Annotated in this window: 16 protein-coding genes; 7 read left to right on the top strand and 9 right to left on the bottom strand. The window is 40.8% G+C overall.

Translation table 11 applies throughout. From position 1 onward, the window contains the following. Nucleotides 1-17 precede the first annotated feature (17 nt). From LJ707_RS02875 to LJ707_RS02860, 4 genes are all read right to left on the bottom strand, one after another. Nucleotides 18-2,252: a histidine kinase dimerization/phosphoacceptor domain -containing protein gene (locus tag LJ707_RS02875; RefSeq protein ID WP_228949225.1), complete on the bottom strand. Its 2,235-nt coding sequence runs from the start codon at nt 2,250-2,252 to the stop codon at nt 18-20. A gap of 272 nt (nt 2,253-2,524) precedes the next feature. Next, nucleotides 2,525-3,208 carry a YoaK family protein gene (locus LJ707_RS02870; RefSeq protein WP_228949224.1) on the bottom strand — a complete coding sequence of 228 codons (684 nt, stop codon included), beginning with the start codon at nt 3,206-3,208 and terminating at the stop codon, nt 2,525-2,527. Nucleotides 3,209-3,215: 7 nt separating this feature from the next. Then, nucleotides 3,216-3,689, bottom strand: coding sequence for a Dps family protein (locus LJ707_RS02865; RefSeq protein WP_228949223.1), 474 nt, complete (start codon nt 3,687-3,689; stop codon nt 3,216-3,218). An 11-nt stretch (nt 3,690-3,700) separates the two neighbouring features. Then, a complete protein-coding gene (locus LJ707_RS02860; protein WP_228949222.1) occupies nt 3,701-4,138 on the bottom strand; it encodes a DoxX family protein in 438 nt (145 codons plus the stop codon). A gap of 580 nt (nt 4,139-4,718) precedes the next feature. Here LJ707_RS02860 and LJ707_RS02855 point away from each other — a divergent pair. Together LJ707_RS02855 and LJ707_RS02850 are read left to right on the top strand one after the other, a co-directional pair. Beyond that, the gene (locus LJ707_RS02855; RefSeq protein WP_228949221.1) at nt 4,719-6,290 is read left to right on the top strand and encodes a sigma-54 dependent transcriptional regulator; all 1,572 of its coding nucleotides are present in this window, start codon (nt 4,719-4,721) and stop codon (nt 6,288-6,290) included. A 272-nt stretch (nt 6,291-6,562) separates the two neighbouring features. After that, entirely contained in the window at nt 6,563-7,450 is an 888-nt protein-coding gene (locus LJ707_RS02850; RefSeq protein ID WP_228949220.1) for a bestrophin family protein, read from the top strand. Between the two features lie 183 nt (nt 7,451-7,633). Here the strand turns inward: LJ707_RS02850 and LJ707_RS02845 are convergent, their stop codons facing one another. Genes LJ707_RS02845 through LJ707_RS02835 form a run of 3 tightly spaced genes read right to left on the bottom strand, consistent with a single transcriptional unit; the run spans nt 7,634 to nt 10,450 of the window. Beyond that, entirely contained in the window at nt 7,634-9,049 is a 1,416-nt protein-coding gene (locus LJ707_RS02845) for a hypothetical protein (RefSeq protein WP_228949219.1), read from the bottom strand. Next, nucleotides 9,024-9,866 carry a hypothetical protein gene (locus LJ707_RS02840; RefSeq protein WP_228949218.1) on the bottom strand — a complete coding sequence of 281 codons (843 nt, stop codon included), beginning with the start codon at nt 9,864-9,866 and terminating at the stop codon, nt 9,024-9,026. Before LJ707_RS02840 ends, LJ707_RS02845 begins: the two co-directional genes overlap by 26 nt. A 44-nt stretch (nt 9,867-9,910) precedes the next feature. Continuing rightward, on the bottom strand, nt 9,911-10,450 hold the full coding sequence (locus LJ707_RS02835; RefSeq protein WP_228949217.1) for a hypothetical protein: 540 nt from the start codon (nt 10,448-10,450) through the stop codon (nt 9,911-9,913). Nucleotides 10,451-10,601: 151 nt separating this feature from the next. Here LJ707_RS02835 and LJ707_RS02830 point away from each other — a divergent pair, with 151 nt between their 5' ends. After that, nucleotides 10,602-13,382: a carboxypeptidase-like regulatory domain-containing protein gene (locus LJ707_RS02830; RefSeq protein WP_228949216.1), complete on the top strand. Its 2,781-nt coding sequence runs from the start codon at nt 10,602-10,604 to the stop codon at nt 13,380-13,382. Between the two features lie 57 nt (nt 13,383-13,439). Here LJ707_RS02830 and LJ707_RS02825 read toward each other — a convergent pair whose 3' ends face one another. After that, the gene (locus tag LJ707_RS02825) at nt 13,440-15,167 is read right to left on the bottom strand and encodes a RagB/SusD family nutrient uptake outer membrane protein (protein ID WP_228949215.1); all 1,728 of its coding nucleotides are present in this window, start codon (nt 15,165-15,167) and stop codon (nt 13,440-13,442) included. Nucleotides 15,168-15,177: 10 nt separating this feature from the next. After that, nucleotides 15,178-18,165: a SusC/RagA family TonB-linked outer membrane protein gene (locus LJ707_RS02820; protein ID WP_228949214.1), complete on the bottom strand. Its 2,988-nt coding sequence runs from the start codon at nt 18,163-18,165 to the stop codon at nt 15,178-15,180. Between the two features lie 484 nt (nt 18,166-18,649). On the opposite strand from LJ707_RS02820, the gene LJ707_RS02815 reads away from it, so the two are divergent. The 4 genes from LJ707_RS02815 to LJ707_RS02800 all read left to right on the top strand — a co-directional run bounded on the left by LJ707_RS02815 (nt 18,650) and on the right by LJ707_RS02800 (nt 23,276). Next, complete coding sequence (locus tag LJ707_RS02815) at nt 18,650-20,197, top strand: DUF6377 domain-containing protein (protein WP_228949213.1); 1,548 nt, start codon at nt 18,650-18,652, stop codon at nt 20,195-20,197. 246 nt (nt 20,198-20,443) lie between these two features. Further along, nucleotides 20,444-20,743: a hypothetical protein gene (locus tag LJ707_RS02810; protein ID WP_228949212.1), complete on the top strand. Its 300-nt coding sequence runs from the start codon at nt 20,444-20,446 to the stop codon at nt 20,741-20,743. A gap of 168 nt (nt 20,744-20,911) precedes the next feature. Next, nucleotides 20,912-21,913, top strand: coding sequence for an ABC transporter transmembrane domain-containing protein (locus tag LJ707_RS02805; RefSeq protein ID WP_228949211.1), 1,002 nt, complete (start codon nt 20,912-20,914; stop codon nt 21,911-21,913). Continuing rightward, nucleotides 21,906-23,276, top strand: a complete 1,371-nt coding sequence (locus LJ707_RS02800; RefSeq protein ID WP_228949210.1) for an HlyD family secretion protein — start codon at nt 21,906-21,908, stop codon at nt 23,274-23,276. Before LJ707_RS02805 ends, LJ707_RS02800 begins: the two co-directional genes overlap by 8 nt. Nucleotides 23,277-23,285 lie beyond the last annotated feature (9 nt).

Below are 23,285 nucleotides of genomic sequence, written 5' to 3'. Positions count from 1 at the left end.
CATTACCTAACCATTGGTCAGGAAATCTCAGCACCTAAGTTATTAAATTCCATAGCTTTAAAGGTAACACACACCCTAAGCCCACTGCTATTTTCCAAAAAGAACTCACCATCAAGCTGCTGGCATAAACCCAGCATAAGGCTCATGCCTAATGAGCTTATATTATATGGATCAAAACCATCAGGCAAACCCCGGCCATTATCGGCAATACACAACAAATATTTTTCATTTTGCAGAGGTTGCAATTTAATATCAATGCTGCCCTTTCCGGTTTCTTTAAAAGCGTACTTTATAGCATTGCTTATGGCCTCATTCAAGATAAGGCCGAGCGGTACCGCCTGAGATACCGCCAGTTTAACCGGGATGACATTGATGTTCATTACCACATTTTTATCGCGGTTAAAGCTTTCGCTTAAATATTCAACCAGTTCATGTATGTATACCGACATATCAATGGTACCTACGTTGTCTGACTGATAGAGTTTTTGATGTATTAGCGACATGGCATGCATACGATGCTGACTGTTTTTAATAGCCTGTAAAGCATCTTCATTTTCCAGGTATGCTGATTGGGTATTTAGCAGGCTTATCACAATCTGCAGGTTATTTTTTACCCGGTGATGGATCTCCTTTAACAACCATTCTTTCTCGTTTAAAAGTTTTACCAAAACCTGGTTTTGATTGTTGATCTCGTTTTGCTTTTGTGTAAGTAAAATGTTGCTACGCTTTTTAACATTATAACGGCTGTAAACAAGGCCCAAAAATATCATCAAAATCACCAAGCCGCCCAAAACAATATTACGGATGGCCATTTCCCTGTTGATGCGGTTTTTTTGTAACAGGCCATTTTGTTTTAATACCAGTATATCACGGTTTTTATTATCTATATCAAACTGGTATTGCAGCGTTGATATTTGCTTTTTCTGATCGATATTCTTTAAAGAATCACTTACCTTTTTGTATTGCTGGTAATGCTGTAATGCACCGGTTAATTTACCCGATACTGAATCTACTTTTGACCACATCAGTTCGTTTGCTGCAATAGTTGTCAAGTTGTGTCGTAACCGGGCAAGGCTGTCATTAGTTTTTAAATATGGATATGCCCCGGCTAACTGTCCGCTTAAAAAATAGTATCTGATAATAGGTTCATTTACAAAAGGCGCGTAACCAAATTCCTTTCCAAAATCAGTATAATAATACAGCAGTGAATCAACAAACCTTTTGGCTTTAGGTAACTGTTTCATATCCATATATATTTTGGCAAAAAGCGACAGCGAGGTTATTTTAAGCCGGGTATTTTGATTAGGAGGATATTTGGTAACTACTTCGGTAAGTTCTTTGAGTGACTGCCCCGGCTTATGTATACCCATCATGAGTATGATCTGATTGAACTTGATCTGCTGTATGGCATCAACTGCTTTGTAACGTTGTGCCACACCAAGCGCCTTTTGATAATAATAATATGCCTCATCAGCTTTTTTTAACCCGTTATATGTTATAGCCAACCGGTTATATATAGTGCATAGCTGCATAGTAGTATCCTTAACCTGCCCGGCCGTTTTGACAGCAAGCAATCCATATTTTAGTGCGAGTACATCATTACCGGTCCGGGCGTTTAAATAACCAAGCAAATCATACACACCCTGTATCTCTTTATACCTGATGGATGTGTAAATATTTAATGACTGCTCCAGCAGTTTTAATGCCTTGGCATTATCAGCCTGTAAATGATAATAGTCGCCTAAACTTTTTAATGAATCAGCCTGCTCCTTTTTATATCCTGCCCTTTCGTAAAGCGGAATGGCCATTTCCGTAAGCTTTATCCGCTCTGCCAGTTCATCATTCTCAATACCATAAAAATCACTTAAAGCCAGCCAGGAGTCGGCCGTTTGCTTTAACAAGTGGTACTTTTGCGCGTATTGAAGCGCATGTTGCGTTAATTTTTTGGCTTTGATGTTGTCACCCTTTTCGCGGTAAACCTGGCTTTCAAGTACCATGCTTTGGCTTATACCGGCAGTATATTTTAACGTTGTGCTTAGTTGGCGGGCTTGTTTGTTGAACAGAAACGCGCTGTCCATATCACTTGTAAGTTCGCCGGGTTTGTTCAGGTAATATCGGCCAAGCTCAAGCAGCAGATCAGCCTTTACGGTATCAGCTTTATTTTCCGCAAGTTTTTGCCGTAGAGTTTTTAAATGCGGAACTGATTGCGCGCAGATAGTATTAAATGCCGAAGCAAATAATAAAATTAACATATAAATACTTAGCCGCATGGTTTTATACCGCCCTTTAATAATATTTAGGAATTACGCATTAAACCCGCTTCTGAATAAAATGCATTTATAATTTGTAATCAGCATAATTTTGCAAATAAAATACCAATGCATAAATAATTACTATTCAACAAATTACACAAGCGCGCAAGCATTGTTATTTACTGTATTTCGTTAATTTACTTTAACTGAACATTATAAAGAGGTTAAAGTCCGGTAAAACAGGCAGGCCATCCATGTGATGTCCTGCCTGTTTATGAATTTGCAGAAGCAGATACATGCTTGCCTGTACTAAAGTAACAAACTATAATGCCTACGCCCGGTAAAATGAGTACCGTAAGACCAAAACTTTTGGCCATGAGCGCACCTGCGAAACAGCCAATTAAAAACCCGCCTATGGTAATACTTTGCTTTTTAAGGCTTTGTATGGTTACGGCATCTTTAAACTTTGAAAATATAGCGCCGCCCAAATCAAGCGAAGCTTGGGTTACATTGCCCGTCATCATTGTGGTTGGCCCAAAGGTTTCTTTTGCATACAGCTTACCGAAAGCATTTTGCAAACCCATGGCAAAAACCACCATCATTACCACCAGGTAAGTTTCCCAGATGAGGCCGGGTGTGCGTACCGCGGCTTCAGAAATAATACCACTTAGCAGCAGCAACAGCCCCTCTAATAAAAGTATTTTGTAATGATTGAATGCTCTTTTGGCTATTACCCCGCCAAGTATTACTGATATGATGAAAACCGGGAAGGTTACCAGTTTTATCCATGCCTGCACGTCAGACCCTTTGATGGTTTGATAAGCGAATACAATAAAATTACCTGTTACATGGGCCGAAAAAATTGAACCTGCCGATACAAAGGTCACCGTATCACAATAGCCGGCAACAACTGATAGTATGAGCGTTACCGCCCATACACTTTTTTGATTCTCCATGGCGATATTATTTTAGGTGCGACCGGAGCATCCAGGCCATTTTTTCGTGTGTTTCCATAAGGCCGGTAACATAATCACTCGTACCTAAGTCCTTAAAGTCATTAGCAAAAATGTTAACATAAGCTCTCAGACGAATGATCAGGCTTTCATGATCGTTAAGCAACTCGGCTATAAAGCCGGTACCGGTATTACTGCTGTGCAATACTTCTGATAAATGGGTAAGCTCTAAAAAGCTTTTTAATGTAGCCGGAGCATAATGCCCAAGCGAGCGGATGCGTTCGGCAACGCTATCCATTATATCGTCAAGTTGTTGATACTGGCTTTCAAAAAACAAATGCTTTGAATGAAAGTCCGGGCCTTCAACATTCCAATGCGCATTCCTTGTTTTGGTATAAAGCACAAACTCATCAGCCAGTATTGTATTTAAGGCATGAGCTACTTTGCTCAAATTTTCCGGGGTTATTCCGATCTTTGGTTCCATTGTTATAAATTTTAGTTGTTAAAAAATTGATTAAATAAGTAGTGGTCTATTGATATGGCACCCGGACCGGTTGCCAGTAAAAGCAAAAAGCAAATGGTATAAACATAAGGTACATCCCTCACCTCGGGCTGATCATTTTTGTGTACAACAAAGTAGCCCACCGCTGTTACACCAATGGTAGGTAAAACAGCTAAACGTGTAACCACCCCCAGTATCACCAAAACAGGCACAACCGTGTCAGCCAAGGTAGCCACCAGGTTGTTTATCCCCCGGGGCAAGCCAAGCGGATTGGGTACAACCTCGGGCTTGCCGCCGTTACCCCTAAAGTTTTTCATGCCATGCACGCGAAAAAGCTCAACCGCTAACAATATGCGAAAAGCAAACATTGCCCAATTAGCCAATGACGTACCCACATCCGAATAAAGGAGTTGTTTAATAACATCATTCATAACATCCCCCTTCTGTTTAAAATGCAAAGCATGAACAACCAAGCGCTCCCCAAAATGATGTATAATCAGTAACCATTAACAATGCCATACATATAAATACTTGATATTAAATTATTTATATAAATAACTAAGAGTAAACGATTATGAAATATCGTGAATTTACGAGATTTGGAAGTTTAATGATGTTACTTATATATAACACCCTGTAGCGAAGTAATATTGTTATATTCCTTATCAGGAATCAAGGCTTGGCTAAAACAATGCCCTGAACACCAAAAAATATTTTTGTTTTAAAAACAATATTTAATTGCTCAAATTTACTGCAGATTTAGTCTATCTGCCGTTTTTAAGTTTAGTGGTAACACAAATTAAGTGATCAATTATGATTGAAACACATGACACATCTTTTTCAGCGTTACACACACATTTGCCCGCAGAAGCCTCTTTATCACAACTGACACCAGGCAGTTTTAACAGCAAAATTTTGCTGACAGATCTTTTCAGTATATTTTTTAAAAAGATACATCCCCTTTTTTTGGTTGATTGTGGTGTTATATTGATCTATGATGAAAAAAAAACTGTGATTAGTGAAGTATTTACATCCACTTACTTAATTGATACGGAGCAGATAAGCACCCGCATAGGTCAGCAACCATCAAAGCTTACCACGATACAAAAAACCATTGCTGAATTTTCATTCCCGGTTATTAAAACTATGGAAGAATGGATTGAGGAAGAAGGCATAAATCATGACGCTGTAAATAGCATATCTGCATATAATTACCATTGCTACATTCCGCTCGAAATAAATAATAAAGTACTTGGCACACTTGAGCTGCATAATGCCACGCGCGAATTAGGAGCCGAGTGTTTAACTTTTTGCAGCAACCTGGCTGATCTGCTTTCGGAGATCATTTACCTGCAACGCCGACAAGGTTCGTTAACAAGTAATGAAGAGCTACACTTTAAAAAAACAACCATGCAACCTGGCATTGAAAACCAGGAACTTATCAGTTTAAAAGAACAAATTGCACAAATAAATAATATAACTGTATTTGAATTATTTATAGATCGGGCTGCAAAGTTATTCCCTTTAGCTTACGGAAAATTAAAACCACAGCTTGAAGAGATCAAAAATTTAAAAACAAAGCTTGAAGACAGTAGTGTGCACATTGCTGAGGATTACACACTGCCGGCGCACAACTATCCTGAAATTGTAGGTACAGGCCTTGAAATGAGAAAGGTTTTCGCGCTTATTGACCAGGTGGCAAATTCCGAATCGACTGTATTAATATTTGGCGAAACAGGCACCGGTAAGGAGTTAATAGCGCGCGCCATACACAACAACTCGGCAAGGCGAGGTAACGACATGATTAAAATAAATTGTGCAGCGATACCCGCCAACCTAATCGAGAGCGAACTTTTTGGCCATGAGAAAGGCGCGTTTACCGGCGCTACTGATAAACGCATTGGCAAGTTTGAACTTGCAAACAATAGCACCTTATTTTTAGATGAAATAGGCGAACTACCGTTAGACATGCAGGTAAAACTATTGAGGGCCCTGCAAGAAAAGGAAATTGAACGCGTTGGAGGTAAAACGGTGATAAAAACCAATGTAAGGGTTATATCGGCCACTAACCGCAACTTGCTTGCCGAAGTAGCAAAAGGCCGTTTCAGGCAAGATCTGTATTTCAGGCTGAATGTTTTTCCGATAAGCCTGCCCCCACTCAGAGAACGCGCCGAAGATCTGCCGTTGCTGGCATCTTACTTTCTGGCAAAATATGCCGGTAAAACCGGCAAAAAATTAACAGGCTTTACCAAAGGTGCTATAAAACAAATGGCTAAATATAACTGGCCCGGCAACGTGCGTGAACTCGAGCACCTGATAGAGCGACAGGTATTATTAGCCAAACAGCCCATTATCAATAAGATAGATCTTCCGGTTAATGAGAAAACTATTACTGATAATAATGGTGTAACCCAAAAAATAAAAACCATAGATGAAAACGAACGCGACCATATATTTGAGGTGCTGCGTATTTGTAAAGGAAAAGTATCCGGCACAGATGGTGCAGCCAAATTATTAGGTGTTCCGGCTACAACGCTTAACTCTAAAATGAAACGTTTAGGTTTAAGTAAAAAGCATTTTTAACACGCTGTAACTATGGTTCAACCACGTATTCATTTCGGGCTAATACCATAACCTATCCTTCCCGCCCAACCTATTATTATTATTATTATTATTGCAAAATACTGGCTTTCAATAATATAAATACAAATCCTCATTATTAACCTTTACCCGTACATCATTATTTGTATAGATGTTATGCCGGTTGTTATACAATACATTAAAACTTTATAAAAAAACTACTGTTTAAACTTTCGCTTCGTTAACGAATTTTCCGGATATTAATAATATAGAATATGCTATTAGCCAAACAGATATCAATAACCTTTTTTTTAAAATTGATTAAATGGGACGTGCTGGCCATTTTTTTATACGCCTGCCTTGTAGGCATGCTTGATTATTTCACGTTTTTTAAAGACCTCACCATCCCGCTTAGCGTTTCTGCATTGATCGGAACACTTTTATCACTACTTCTGGCTTTCCGTACAGCTCAATCATACGAACGTTGGTGGGAAGCGCGAATAATTTGGGGGGCTATAGTAAATGACAGCCGTACGCTTATCCGCCAGTTGTTGCAATTTATGCCGAATGATGCTCAAAAATCCGGATATATTAAGGACTTTGCTATGAGGCAGTCGGTATGGTGCTACGCATTGGCCGAAGGTTTAAGAAAGTGCCCGGCTACAGAAAAGGTTGATCAGTACATGCATAAATCAGGCTCAGACAGCAGTAACAGGCCCAATTTATTGCTATCGCAACATGCCGAACAATTAGCTGAATTAAGCGAACACTATAACCTTAATAACAATAAACAAGTTCAGTTGGATAGTACGCTACAGCGGTTAACTGATTCAATGGGCAAATGCGAACGTATTAAGAACACAGTGTTCCCCCGTTCATATAGTGTGCTGATCCATTTTTTAATATATGCTTTAACAACCATATTTCCCTTCGGTTTGGACGACCACCACTGGGCCATTGAAATTTGCTTGGCTACCATAGTGCCTGTGCTATTTATCTCTATAGAACGCACAGCAATATTAATGCAGGACCCTTTTGAAAACAAACCTACAGATACACCAATGACCACGCTATCAAACACCATAGAGCGTAATTTAATGGAGATGGCCAACCTACCTGAACCTGAACAGAAAAGCAAGCCGGAAACATTTTATATAATGTGATAAACAAGTTTATTGTTAAGCTATCATCTCAACAGTTTCTTTGATCAGAATACCCCGTGTTTTAAAAGATGAAGCGATGTGTGATACTCCAGTACAATTGGATAATGAGCCAGGGCGGCAAAATACAGTAAGTTAGCTACCGGAGTAAGAGGCACTAATACAAACAATCGCAGTTAACAGCAATCAGGGTGCTACCATGGTATATGTTATGGTTGTATTATAAGTAGTAGCCGGTTTACTTAATAGTTGAGCCACCTTTGATGCAGGCACGGAGTAGCGTACGCTCAACACCCTGTCAATTTCGGCAACTGCTGATGAAAACAGCTTTTGGGATGAAGCAGAAAGCGTAACTGTATTAAAATTGCTGCCTGATGCAGGTACAGGTAAAATATCTATAATGCTTATTGGTAATGTGCCGTTAGCGCTGTTTAATGTTGTGCCTGATGCCTTTACATAAACCTCGTAGGGCGTTGTTTTGCTTAATGTAAGATGATTTGACATATCAGCATTAACGCCATTAGCATAACGCGATACGCTGTTAAAAACAAGGTTAACATCAGTATGGTTAACTTTGAGTTCCGCAATATCGGCCACATTTACCGTAACAGGATAACTTATACTTTTTGAAGTAGCCTGTACCGGAGATCCGGCATCAAAATACTCTTGCGTAAGATTGGCCGTGTAGGTACCCTTTTGCTTAAAACCAAGCTTCAGGTTAGCCGGGCTAATACTGTAAGTGAATGTATTGGTTTGCTGGTTACCTGCAGGCACGCTTAAACCACCGGCGGATGTGAGATTAGTATAACTTGTTACCGGGTTAACCATTGTACTTGCAGTTGGAGAGGTAATCTGCACGCCTGTACGGTTTACGGTAGTCGCGGGATCAGCCGCACCCGAATATCCGTTACTGTAAGTAAAAGCCGATGTGTTTGACCTGAGCCTGATACCAACCGGAACCGTTGCCGTAAACAATACGTTTTGTGTGGTACTTGCAGTTTGGCTGCGATAATAATTAAGCGAATTAATATCCAATTGCACTGCCGAAAGCGATGCAGGGATAGTTACAAATGCGGCAACATTGATATTTAAAGGTACAATTGTAGGGCTTAACGTGCCTATATTAATACCAATCAGGGCAAAATTTAGGTTAGTAGTATATGTACCCGCTCTCCATATTGTTGCACTAAGATTGGGCAACGTATAGCGCAGTGTAATGCGCCCGCCGGCAAGTGTACCAATAAGGGATGAATAAATAGCCTGCGGACTGGTTGATAATGTGATGGTAGGTACCGTAGCAATATCAAGTAAGTTGGCAACCCCACCACCGGTACCAATAATACGCGCTGTTACCTGGTTTACGTTGACAGTTGCACCATTGCCGTTCGTTAAGGTACTTGATGACGCAGATAAGTTTATTGTTGGGGCCACGCTAAGCACAGTTGCAAACGTGGTTGATCCATTATCAACATACAGGTTTGCTGATTTAATATTGTCGGCAGTGATGTTGAAGTTTACCTGGCTGTAGGCATTAGCACTAACCGTCAATAAACAAACAACTACTATCTTACCTATCCTAAAAATCCAATTCTTTTTTTGCAACTTTTAAGCTCGTTTCTTCACCACTGTCAAGCAAGGCAACCAATATATATTTACCGTTTAGGGTTACAGGCAGATCAAGATAAACCAACTGTTCGCTACCAGGTAACAAACTTATGGCGCGAGGTTCAACCTTAACCTCATCACCGGTTACCTGGTTAGTAACATCAAACCGCAGGTTGCCATCAGTAACCACATTACCGGTACTTTTTATCCTGATAGCAAAACGCCTTACCTGTTTGGTTTTTACAGCAACATTGCCCCTATCGTCAAACGCTACTATATCCAGCTCTTTTGATGATGCACCCGGCGGCGTAAAGTATACATGAACGCCAAACTCAAGCTTAACCGAAACACCTATCCTGGGTGAATTGCCTTTGATTGTACTTTTAGCCAGTTGTTCATTTATCTGCGTAAAAAAAAGCATTGAATTGGTAACTGTTGATGTTTGGGGCAACTTGGCAGGCACGTGCATAGTTACTGTAATTACAGCTACCCCATTTGCAGGCACGGTAACTACGTTGGGTTTTACCTCGAGCCACGATGCGTTTGATGAAGACAGGGTATTTGCCGGAGAGTAATATTTTTCACCCACGCTATCGCGCCTCCAATCCATAATTGAGGAGCGAAAAATAACGGGGACGGAACCTGAATTATTAAGCGTAACCTGTTCAGTTAGCTCCTGCCCGGCATTGCCTGAAAAAAAAATGCGGGAAGGGCTTACCGATACCGATTGCCCGCTTACTGATCCGCATAAAGTGATGATATTAAATAAAACAAAAAAGCACAATGACAGCGGTTTTACTATATTAAAAGCCATTTTCATTGCACTTCTTTGTTTCTTTAAAGTTAATATTGAATTTATTAGTTTGCAGTCACTGTATAGGTAACTACAGTTGTATAGGTATCGGCATTTTTACCTAAAATTGCACTGGTATTTGATATGGCCGCAGGTACTGAATAGGTAACATCCAAAGCCTTTTGCACAGCAGGCAAAGCACTTGTAAGTAAAGAAAAATCACTTTGTGATAAACCATTAGCTACAGCCGGCGTAACACCTAAACTGGTATTATTACCACCCGCCGGCATCTCCACACGTAACACAGAAGGCGAAAGCACATCAGCATTACTACCTGTACCAGTCAGATTACCAGCACATTTAACATTCAAAGTATAGTTTTGATTACTGGTTACCGTGAGGTGACTGCTCATGGGTACTTCTACTCCATTTTTGTAATCGGCCTCATTAGCAAAATTGATGTACACATCCGGGTCGTTCACTGTCAGTGATAACACATCTGTTAATTGTACGTGAACATTGGTTGTACCAATAGTTGATTGTGCGTGTGCAGCGCCCAGGCCTGCCACAACTGTTACGAATAAAACAGTTAAAATTTTTTTCATGGAAATTAATTAAGAGTTATTGAACTTTCTTTCAGTGTTTAACGTAAAAGAAAATAACATGGTTACAAGAAATTATTTTTTTCTTGCAAACCGATTTTTAAACTATATGTAATATACCCTGATTAATACCTGTACATATACTGTAACTGTTGTGAAGAGGCTGTTGCTGTTTATTATTTGTAATGTGTTGTTTTTACCCGGCCTAAGCGCTCAGGTTAAACCCCTTGACTGCCATTTTGAGCAGGATACAGTTATGGTTTCAAAGCGGGATCTGATCAGCACAAAGCTCATTATAAAAAACAATGGCAGTTCAGCCGCAACCCTCAAACTTGCATCACCTGTTGAAGGCAACCTGCTATCAATGCCCGATACCATTATTTTACAACCAGGTACTATACAAAATATCCCGGTGAAGTTTTTGCCATCAGCAGAATTGCTGAGCAACCCAACGCCATTTATTGGCGTTACTTATAAAAACCTGAACAACGGCCAATCCATTAGCGCAAAGTTAGTATTGAGCATTGATCAGGCTGGGCAGGTACATGTAACAGCACTTGATCCTGTGGTTTATATTAACACTACAAATGGTAAAGCAACGCTTCGTTTCCGCTGTGTTAACCAGGGGTACGCACCTACCCGGGTGGTAATGAAATTAACCGCAAACCCCACAGGCTTGCAGATATTGAACCCTTTGCGCACGATACAGCTTGACCCGGGCAGCAGGCAGATTATTGAAGTTGAGGCGAATTATTTAAAAATGAATAACAATGGCCTAACGCCGGAATTTAATGTTATTGCTGAAGTGGCAGACGCGTCAGGCACACCACTATCAACCAGCGTGGTGCAGGTAACCAGCCTTGGTAGCCGTCGGGCCGACATTGCCGCTGCCCAGCATGACATGGGTAATATTTCAGGTATAAGTTATACTAACATGAATCAGGCTGTTAATTATTACACCTTATCAACCAGCGGCAATATACTGCCCGGTAGTGATGAGCGTATTGATTACAACCTTAACCTTAATTACTATACCCGTATAAATGCTGCTGACGGGTTTGATACCTGGATAAACTATACAGGCAAACATATTGGCATACGCATTGGCAATGTGATGGATAACCTCGATTTTTCTTTATTTGGCCGGGGCATCAAACTTTCGGTAAATACCGGCAGCCACAGCGCCTTTGATGTATATGGTATACAAAACAGCTATTTATTATTTACTCAAACCAACCAGCAGTTACCATTTGCAACAAGCGCGGCGTTAAACTATCGTTACAACAGCAAGTTAGGCGAAGGTAATGTTGCGGCAATATTTAACAATAATCCGCTTACGCGAATACAAACCCGTTTAGTGAATGGCCGTTTTGCTATAGCAACCGGTAATAACCATGCCCTTGAAATTAAAGCCGGATTAAGTAATGAAACAGTTAAAGGTACAACTGAAAATAAAACAGGGGGTGCGGCAGGGGTTAATTACTCATACCAGGGCGAACGTGTGGGTTTAAATTTTAATAATTATTACAGCACAAATTATTACAGCGGCTTGCAGCGTGGCAGCATATCGCTTAACAACAGGGTTAATTACCGCTTAAATAAAACATTCAGCATATTCTCCCGGTACGCCTTAATTAAAAATGCACCACGCTATTTAACTGATACTTTATTATTATATGCGGGCCTTTACAATAACACCGCTACGTACGAAACAGGCGTTAACATTTCGTCAGGGCGTTTAAACCTGGGTGTGCATCCTTATTTACTCAATCAATCATTAAGCCGATCAAACAATCAGTACGCTCCTGTTTTAAACGTTAATGGATCATTGCGCTCATCTTCAAAACGATTAGGGATTGATCTGATGTATGCTTTTAACGGCAGCCGCCAAGTGACTATCCTGGGTGACTTTGGAGCAACCAACAGCGACAACACCCGGCTTAATGAACGAAATTACAGGTCATTCCGCATCATGGCAAATTACAATGATCGTTGGTGGGGCATACATTCTTTATTACAAAACGCGCCCTTTTATTTATCAGAAGAAGCCATAGCTACACAGGCAGGCGGCAAGTACTATGCTTACTCATTTGGGCCCGATGTGCATTTTACCGCGTTTAACAATAAGCTTAGCGTTAACATTACCGATTACTTTAACTACACGGCATATAAAATAAGCAGCAACCATTCGGTTAACGCACAGGTACAATACCGTGTTACAAACGGGTGGCAACTATCAGGCGAATGTTTTTATAATGCTTACTCCACCGTTAACAACAACTATAACCTGCAAACACGTATTGGTGTGGTTAAGCGGTTTGACCGTACAAGCGCCCCGGGTACTAAAAAGCTAAAGATCAGTTTCTATAATGATGCAAATCACAATAACCAATGGGATAACGGCGAGCAGCCACTGGAAGGCCTTGTAATAAATATTGCTGATAAAAACCAACAAAACTCCGGCAGAATGAATACGGTGAGTGATAAAAAAGGCATGGTTGAATACATCGCTATTAAAGAAGGCGTTTACTCGCTCAACCTGTTACGTTCAAACGGATGGAACCTACCCGGACAGGTAACCATTGATCTGTCTGGTAACAAAAAAATGGCCATACCTCTTGTAAAAAGCGGTTGGCTGATGGGCAAAATCAAGGTTGTAAAACAAGCCTACGTATCAACGGCACCAGTACTTGAAGGCATTAAGGTGGTAGCCGTAAACGATAAAAATTTAGTTTTTACTACGCTCACTAATGAAGCAGGCGAATTTGAATTACCATTACCTGTTAATAATTACCAGGTAAGTATTGAAGCTGACCCTGCCCAATACGCGATAACCAACCAAAAACAGCAGGTAAATATAAATACCGGCAACAATAAACAACTGGAATTTAACCTTGTTGATGAGCGCCGTAAAGTTATAGTAAAGCAGTTTTAATAGCACATATTAACAAATAATAATGCCTGCTATCTTTTCAGATAGCAGGCATTATTATTAATAACCCGGGTTTTGTTTCATCTGCGGATTTACATTCATTATATCACGTCCGATAGGGAAAATAATGGTATGATCATCAGCATCCGGTTTTTTATCCCACCAGGTACCGGTGTTAAATACGCCCCAGCGTATTAAATCCGTACGTCGTCTGTTCTCACCCAAAAACTCCCTGCCCCATTCATCAAGCATCTCCTGATCTGTTAGCTGGCTACCGTCAAGCGTATATAAACTTGGCGAATTAGCAGGATAATTACGTTTTCTTACCTGGTTAAGCTGAGCTGCCGCGCCTGCCTTATCACCCTTACGGTACAAACATTCGGCCAGCGAATAATAAATTTCTGACAAGCGAACTTCGGCATAAGCTGAAGTGATACGGTTTGGATCAGGCGTTGGATACATCGGGTATTTTACCATAAACACACCTGAGTTGTGGTCGGCATGGTTCATGTTCGACTCCTTATCGGCTATCTTTGTTCCGGGTTTTGCGCCCAAAAACATCCCCACCTGATCGCGAATAAACAAGGCGTAGGGCCCTTTATTCCCTCTAACCGTATCATTCACTATTTGCCCGTTTACTGTACGTGTATAAGGCAGGTATCCGTACAAAAACATCCCTTCACGCTTACTATCACCAAGGTTTTTATACTTTTTCAGCCTCAGGTCGTCCGGGTAACGTTGAAATTTAACAAAAGGTTTACCTAACTGATGTGTGTATTCTACGCTGTCAACATCGCGGCCCGGCTGAAGTGCAAAACGGGGGTTGGCTCTGCCAAAATCTGTAAATCCTAAATACAGAAAAGCATCATACGTTATGCCCCAATAAAACATACCTCCATCATATTGCCAGTGAGTACGGTTCAGTGTGCCCGGAAAACCATATATTACCTCAGAATTAAGAGAGGTATTGGTATAATCAAAGGGCGCATCCCAACGGGTATCAAGCTGATAGCTGCCGTATTTACCTGATATGATGTCGCGGCAAACAGCTTCGCACTCCGCAAATTTATCAACACCGATATATACCTTAGCATTAAGGTATAACCTTACCAGCAAAGAGGCAGCACCCGCTTTGGTCCACCTGCCAATACCCTTTGCCCCTAATTGATCTCGGGTAGGTAAACCGGGTAATGATTCCAACAGCTCCTTTTCAATAAAATTAAATGTTTCCTGCGGGGTAGCTTGCGGATTGGCTTGTGTTGAATTCTTTACATCAGTAACAATTTGTATGTTACGATAAAAATCAAAAGCCCGTAAATTAAACCATGCCCTGAGTGTACGTAACTCTGATTTAAAATCAGCAAGTTCTTCGGGCGTGATACTCAATTTAGCAGGATCGGTAATGCTTTCCATATCCTGCAATGAGTTGGTTGAAAGTACAATACCCTGGTATAAATTTGTCCATACGCCGCTGGTAAAACCATCCTGAGGTGTCCAGGTATGATAGTGCATTCGCTGATAGTACCCGCCATCCTGCCAATCGCCCTGTCTATTATAAGTGCCTATTTCATCAGTACTGTTTTCAGTTACCGCATAATAATCATTTCCTTGTATACTCCAGTATCCATGCTCAAAAGGGCGTAAAAAATCACGTATCACGTCATCTCTACGGGTAAGAAAGTTTCCCGCGTCTACCCTGTCGTATACCGTTTCATCCAGCTTAGTACAGCCGCCTGTAATTAATGCCCCAAATAGCGCGCTGGTTATATAAAATTGATATTTTTTCATGTGTTTAATTCTAAAATGTTGCCTGTAAACCTAATATCAATTGTAAGGTAGCAGGGTAATAATTTAAAGATGTATTTACGCCGGGAGTAAGCCCGTTAATCTGAACCAGGTCAGGATCTCCGCCGGTATATCCTGTAAAAGTATGCAGGTTACGGCCAGCCGCGTAAAACCTAACCGATTTCAGGTACTTGTTTTTTAATGGCTGCGTGTAGCCCAGCGCAACATTATCAATTTTTACAAAAGACCCCGATTCCAGAAAGTAGTCTGAAGCAATGGATGTGGTAGATGGGCTTGTAAGTTTTGAGTATTTACTTTTACTATCATAAGCAGACTGGAGAACATTAGCATCGGTTTGGCTTGAAGGTGTACCCAGATAAAATGCCGGTGTATTAAATATCTTGTATCCAAAAGCTCCGCGCAAAAACACATTCAGATCAAAACGTTTATACCTGAAATTATGGTTCATTGAAGCGGTTACTTTTGGCAGGCCATTGCCAACATACTGCTTGTCATCATTATTAGCCTGATTAGCAGGTACAATGCTACCATCTTTACGATATACTAATAAAGCACCCTCATCATTAACTCCTGCTGAGCGAAGTGTATAAAACTCACCTATGCTATGACCTTCTTCAATGCGCTGAATGTTTCCGGGTGAGCCGGGTGCCGGTAAGCCGGCAACTTCCTGAAATGTGGCCCCTTTATATAAAGCGTTTGAAAATGATATAAATTTATTACGATTGTATGCAAAAGCCAGGCTTACATTATAATTCAGTTCGTTTTTCTTTAAAACAGCACCGCTTAAAGTTGCCTCAATACCATAATTGCGCATGGTACCCACATTGGTAAAGGTTTCTGATTGTGAATTGGGTGGCAGCGGCACCCTGTAATTGCCCAGCAAATCTTTATTAGTACGTACATAATAATCAACAGAGCCGCTTAGGCGATTATTAAGTATCGAAAAATCAAAACCGGCATTAAAGTTCTCAGCTTTTTCCCACCTCAAATCAGGATTAACATTTGATGAAGGCCCATACACCTGGTATTGGCTGCCATTGTATGGAAAATACCCTGCACTGCCATACAGCAACAATGAAAGGTAGTTGCCAAAATCCTGATTACCGGTTACGCCATAATCAGCACGTATCTTTAGCTCATCAACCCAAGGCAATGCGTCTTTTAAAAAGCTTTCTTCAGATATTCGCCATGCTGCTGATACAGCAGGAAAATTACCCCATTTATTATTCGCTCCAAATTTTGACGAACCTTCATGACGCAAACTGCCCGTTAGTATATAACGGTTATTAAAATCATAATTAACTCTACCAAAAAAAGCAATCAATGTAGATCCGTTTTGTGTTGAGCCTACCGCATCTTGTCCTTGTCCTTCACCTCCTCCATTGTACAAACCTGAATTCAGATGGTTCCATAAAAACGTATCAAAAGGGAAATCATAATTTTGAGCATAAAACTGTTTGTAATTGTACAGCGAATACGAATAACCTCCCAGTGCCCTAATGTGGTGCTTGTTCAGGTCAAGCGAGTAATTGCCTGTCCACTCTACGTTTTTCTGATCGTTTTCCTGTTGCTCCTGCGATGCAAAATTATTTTTATTGGGCTTGTTATCGTGTATAGTAGTTGATAATGTTGACGGGCGAAAATTCATGTTGCGGGCTGAGCGACTGATCTGTGAAATTGTAACCATCGTGCTCAGGTTTTTAAGAATATTGAACTTGAGCGAGCCGTTAATATCCATCTCTTTAATGTCAGCATCAGATTTGATCATCTTGCCATTCTCTACCGGGTTGTTTGAAAAGAATCCGGTATTGATGTAGTTATACTTTCCGGTAGAATCAAATACAGGATAAGTAGGATTAAGGGTAAGTGCATTATTAAAGTTACCCTGATCAGAGTTACTAACATTCATGTAACGAGGTGCAATATTCAGTGTAGCCACAATAGTATTATCTTCTGTAGCATGGTTAATGCTTATGCGTGCACCGTATTCCTTCTTATGAGCACGAAGGTCAATGCCATCGGCATTACGGTAATCCGCAGAGGCAAAATAGTTGGTTCTGGACGATCCACCCGAAAGTTGAAGTGTATGTTTTTGGCTGAACGCCGGCGAATTAGTAACCTCTTTAAGCCAATTGGTGCGGGCACCATAATCCTGGCCTCTGTCTGTACTAACACGGTGCTCTACAAACTGCTCGGCTGACAGGTTTTGCAGCCGGTTAGTTACATAATCAAAACTTGCATATCCATCATAAAATAACCGCGATTGAGATGTACCCTTTTTTGTGGTGATAATAATTACGCCGTTACCGCCGCGCGTGCCATAAATAGCAGCAGCAGCGCCTCCCTTTAATACGTCAATGCTTTCAATATCATTTTGATTAATATTATCAATATTACCACCCGGCACCCCGTTGATTACATACAGTGGTCCAAGTCCTGCATTACGTGATGACGCGCCTCTTAACTGTACATTGGGCGATGAGTTAGGATCACCGCTTGCTGTATTAGTAATGGTTAAACCGGCCACCTTGCCTTGTAATGACATAAGCGGGTTATTGGCTGATACCGGCAAAAGATCTTTACCCGAAACATGGGTAATTGCGCTTGAAACCTCTTTTTTATCAAGGGTACCATAGCCAACGCTCACAACCACAACTTCCTCCAGGGTGCTGTTTGATTGTTCGAGCGCGGCATTAATGGTGGTGATTCCGGCCAGGTCGATTTTTTTTGATTGATAACCGATAAATGAAAAGGTAAGGCTGGTGGCCGTTTCAGGAACGTTTAATTTGTAAGCGCCATTTACATCAGAGGTAGTACCTACTGATGTACCTGTAACCGCAACGCTTACACCCGGCAATGGCGAGCCTGTGGCAGCATCGGTTACCTTACCAGTGATCGATCTGCTTTGCGCATAGGCAGACGATCCGGCGATGAGGATCATAAAACAGACCCTCAGCAATCGTAAAAGTTTTTCTTGCATGTTGTTTAAAAAATTGGTTTTAATAGGCTTTGTACTTCGCCGTTGCAAACGGCAGTAGCTGGTTTATAGAATACCGGGTATCGCACCCGTATATTGCCTACAAATTAAAAGGGTATAGTATCCTCATTTGTACATACATTATCACCAAACAAAAAAATCCAATCTTTTAAAACATCAATGCACTTTAAATCAACATGTTGTTAAATTGTGTTATAAAAAAAATCCATTTAAGTAACAGGCAAGTCACACTTTCTTATGGCTACATAAGGTCAGTTTTACACAAAAAATCCCACACGTATACACTACATGAGCGTCATCATATAACAGCGGGTCGTTAAAAAAATAAAGCCACACTTAAACGGGCATATGCTTTAATAAAAAACCATAGGTATCATTAGTACTACTTTCCTACATTTGAAAAATCAATATGGCCAAAATTTATTTTTTTCTGTTCGTACTGTTCGGGGTAATGAACATTAACTGCATGGCACAAAATGTAAATGCAGACAGTATTATCAGCGTTTTAAAAAAGGAGCTTTTAAAGAAAGATGTTTATGACGTTAAAAAGGAAAAACAAATAGCACATTTAAAAATACATTTGCAGGATGCCGGGCATAAAAGCCCGATAGCACAGTATAATATTTGTTTTAAAATATTTAACCTGTACCGGGCATACAAGTTTGATTCGGCTTTTGTATATGTAAACAAGATGATCGGTTTATCAGGCAAACTCAATGATCCTGAAAAACTTACACGTAGCCGTTTACTGCTTGGAAGTATATTACTCAACTCAGGCCTTTATAAAGAAGCGTTTGACGTTGCCGGGCAATTAGAGCACACACAGTTACCAACCAATTTAAGATCAGAGTATTTGATACTGCGTGCGCGGTTATATGCAGGCATTGCTGAATACAATAATGATAGCTATTTTTCAAAAATTTATGCAAAATGCTCAAAGGGTGATTTTAAGAGCGCGGAGGTTGCCGTTCCGTCAAGTGATTTTGAGCAAACAATCAGTAAAGCCTTTTTACCGGCATCCACCCGGGATAAATACCTTAGCCCCCATTACTATTACAACTACATTTTAAATCACAATCTGGGCGAACGTGGTATCGCAATGGTATCAACACGGCTAAGCTTTGCTTATACCGGGCAAAACCGAATTTTCTTTTTAGCTCTCGCGGCTATAAATGATGTACGATCGGCTACTAAAGAAACCTTGGCCATCTTTTTGTTAAGCCAGGAGCTATACAAGCTTAACAGAACTGAGGATGCTTATAAATTTATACAGGAAGCAGCAAAAAACGCCAAATATTATGGCGCACGTAATCGTCAGGTACAAATACAGTCGATATTACCGATAGTTGCAACCAAGTTACTGGCCGAAAAACAACATGAAAAAGATAAGTTATTGATAGGTTTTCTGATCTTCCTGATCATCGTTATTGTACTATTTTTTGTGCTGGTTATATACCGTAAACAGTTAACACGCATTAAAGCAAATGAGGTAACGATTACCGAACAAAACATCGAACTTAGAAATGTGAACGAGAAATTGTGGGAAGCATCCCACATCAAAGAGGAGTTGATCGGTCTGTTTTTAAAAACATGCTCTGCTTATATTGATACGCTGGACAAGGTAAAGAGAAAGACCTTGCACACTATTAAGCTTGGAAAATTCAATGAAATAAAACCGATACTTGATGGTATACATATTGATAAGGAAAAAGAGAATTTGTATCAAACCCTTGATAGCGCCTTTGTAAAGATATTTCCGAATTTTGTAAGCTCATTTAATACCCTGTTAAATGAAGATGACCAGATATGGCCAAAGCGCGGCGAAACCCTTAACCCAACGTTAAGGATATTCGCGTTGATGCGTTTAGGCATAAATGAGCTGCCCACGGTAGCAAAAATATTGGGTTATAGTGAAAGCACGGTTTATAGCTACAAGGTGCGTGTAAAATCTAAAGCGTTAGTACACGGCAATGATTTTGAAAAGCGAATAATGGATATAAAAATCACGGTGTAATGTTGCGCACATAATCAAAAGTATAACTTACTTAAACATCCTTGCTGTCTTTCTTAACAAATTCTAATAACTTTTTAATCAATTATTTATATAAGTCCATAAACTAATGTTAAAATAATATTAAAGTTGTAGTATTTTACTTATTGACGACTTATTTCCATGATTGCGTTAGCTACAATCATTATATTTGCCGAAGTGAGAGTGATTAATATTTTAAGGAGATCAGCCTTAACAGGAGTAATAGGAATGCTGCTTATAGCGGTTTTCGCACTAAAGTCCTGCGATATGTTTATTGGTTATTACTCCACCCTAAAATCATACGCGGTTGAAAAAGCCGAGGATGAAAACTCCAACCCAAGTGAGAACAGCTTTGATAAAAGCAACAAAAAATTATACTCATGCTTTGAGTATGGCATTAACTTTAATGCCTTTACGTGGGTAACCCGCTTGCAGAGCCATTTTTTTGTATATAGCTTTTCTATATTCAAAGAGCCCCTGCGCGATGTACTCACACCGCCTCCAAATCTCCATCAATACTACATTTAAATTTACGCAAATCACCACATCAGGCTGGTGCATTAAACGGGTGTGCCTTATGGTGTTATAGTTAACATTATTTTAAATAATATAATTATAACCCACCAAAACATAAGCGTATCAATGGCGTTATTTAGCCAACCCTAAAATTAATTTATTTAAGATTTAACCTTTTTTATGAAAAAAAAGAAGCATGTTGATGCTCCTACCCCGTGGCAACGCCTGGTGCGTTTATTGCACTATGAGCGCTCAACCATAAACTACATTTTTATCTTCGCGTTACTTATCGGCTTAATTGGGCTTACGTTGCCCTTAGGTACTACAGCCGTTTTCAACCTGCTGTCAAACGGGGCCATGTACAGCTCAACCTACCTGCTTATAGCCGTAGTGCTTATAGGTGTTATAATTGGCGGTGTGTTATTAATAGGGCAGCTTAAACTGGTTGAATACCTGGAGCAAAAAATATTCGCCAAAGCATCTATGGAATTCGCTTACCGCTTACCGCGCATTAAAAAGGAAGAACTGGAAGGCGAGTATCCACCTGAATTAGTTAACCGTTTTTTTGAGATATTGACCATACAAAAAGGGCTCACCAAATTACTGGTTGATATTGTGGCTGCCTCCGTACAAATATTTTTCAGTGCCATATTACTCTCTTTTTATCATCCGGTTTTTATGGTTTTCGGCTTTTTAGCTATAGTAGCTATAGGGGTGGTTATTTTATTATACTACAGGCAAGGTGTACAAACAAGCCTTGAAGAGTCAAGCCATAAATATGAACTGGTAGCACATTTAGAAGATGTTGCCAGCGACCTTGACCAGTACAGGGGCAAACCCGATAAAATGGATGGCATAGTAAAAACTACCGACGAGATAACATCCAGGTACCTGATGGCGCGGAACGACCATTTTAGCGTTCTTAAAAAATTTTTTATGAGTTCGGTGGCTTTGCGCACGGTATTAATGGGCGGTTTGCTGTTATTAGGCTCATTCTTCGTAGTAGAAAGGCAAATGACTTTTGGGCAGTTTGTAGCCGCCGAGGTAATTATTGTACAAATAAGCTACGCGGTTGAAAAACTTATGACCAACCTTAATACGGTGTTTGATATGGTTACCGGAAGCGAAAAACTTGCTGTAGTAACTGATATGGAACTGGAGGAGGAAGAAAACCATGGCTAATAAATCACACACCAACACGCACCATAAATTGATTGACGGCTTCCAGGTGCAATCAGCCGAAGAGCTTATTGACGTAAAGGGGCCGCATTTGTTAGGCCGCATCATGACGGTTTGCCTTGTTTTGTTTATAATAATACTCATGCTGCCTTGGCGGCAAACCATCCCCGGCAGGGGTACGGTAACCGCGTTAAGGCCGCAGGACAGGCCTCAAACGGTACAAAACCAAATTGGCGGGCGCATTGAACGCTGGGCTGTAAACGAAGGACAGGAAGTAAAGAAGGGTGATACCATCCTGGTAATTTCTGAAACCAGCCAATCCTATTTTGACCCGGAATTGCCTGAGCGGCTTGACGAGCAACTGGATGCTAAAAAAGGCAGCGAGGAAGCCGCCGTACAAAAAATGGCAGCTACCAAAGCCCAGATGCAGGCGCTGAGCAATGGCTTGCGCTATCAGCTATCAGCGGCTGAAAACAAGGTACAGCAGGCTGAAAATTATGTTAAGATAGATAGCGCTGACCTGGTTGCCGTTAAAAACTATTACGAAACTTCTAAAGCACGCCTTGCCCGTTATGAAAGGGGTTACAAGGATGGCTTATTCTCGTTAACCGATATTGAAACCCGCAGGCTTAAATTGCAGGAAGATAATGCTAAGGTTATCGGTCAGCAAAACAAACTGAGCAACTCAATACAGGCATTACTGAACGCCCGGATTGATCTGGACAACATCCGGGCCAAGTACCAGGAATCACTGGCCAAGGCACAGTCGGACATGAGTTCGGCCCTTTCAAGCCGTGCAAGTGTACGCGGCGAGATTGCCAAGTTGCGTAATGATATATCAAATATCAGCATTCGCCGTGGTTTGTACGTAGTACGTGCCCCGCAGGATGGCTTTGTGGTGAAAACATTGAAAGCCGGTATTGGCGAAAATATAAAGGAAGGCGAATCCATAGCTACACTGCAACCTAAAAACCCGCAGGTAGCTGCCGAACTTTATGTTGATGCGATGGATGTTCCGCTGATACTGGATACCAGTGATGTACGCCTGCAATTTGAAGGCTGGCCATCTGTACAGTTTTCGGGTTGGCCATCCGTAGCGGTAGGTACCTTTGCCGGTAAAGTTTGGGCTATTGACCGTGTTAGCAGTAATGGCGGCAAGTACCGCTTGCTGATAAAACAGGCCGATCCTGTTCCGCAAAATGATGAACCATGGCCAATACAGCTACGCCAGGGATCGGGTGTTTACGGCCGCATCATCTTACGGTCGGTACCACTGTGGTATGAAATATGGCGACAACTCAATGGCTTTCCGCCAAGTTTGGAGAAAGAGCCTAAAACCGCTGAAGCAGACGACAAAAAGAAATAAAAGCCGCAA

This window comes from Mucilaginibacter sp. UR6-1 (genome assembly GCF_020880975.1).
In the GTDB taxonomy this organism is placed as follows: domain Bacteria; phylum Bacteroidota; class Bacteroidia; order Sphingobacteriales; family Sphingobacteriaceae; genus Mucilaginibacter.
The sequence above is the reverse complement of the archived record's forward strand: the minus strand, read 5'-3'. Positions and strand labels throughout refer to the sequence as shown.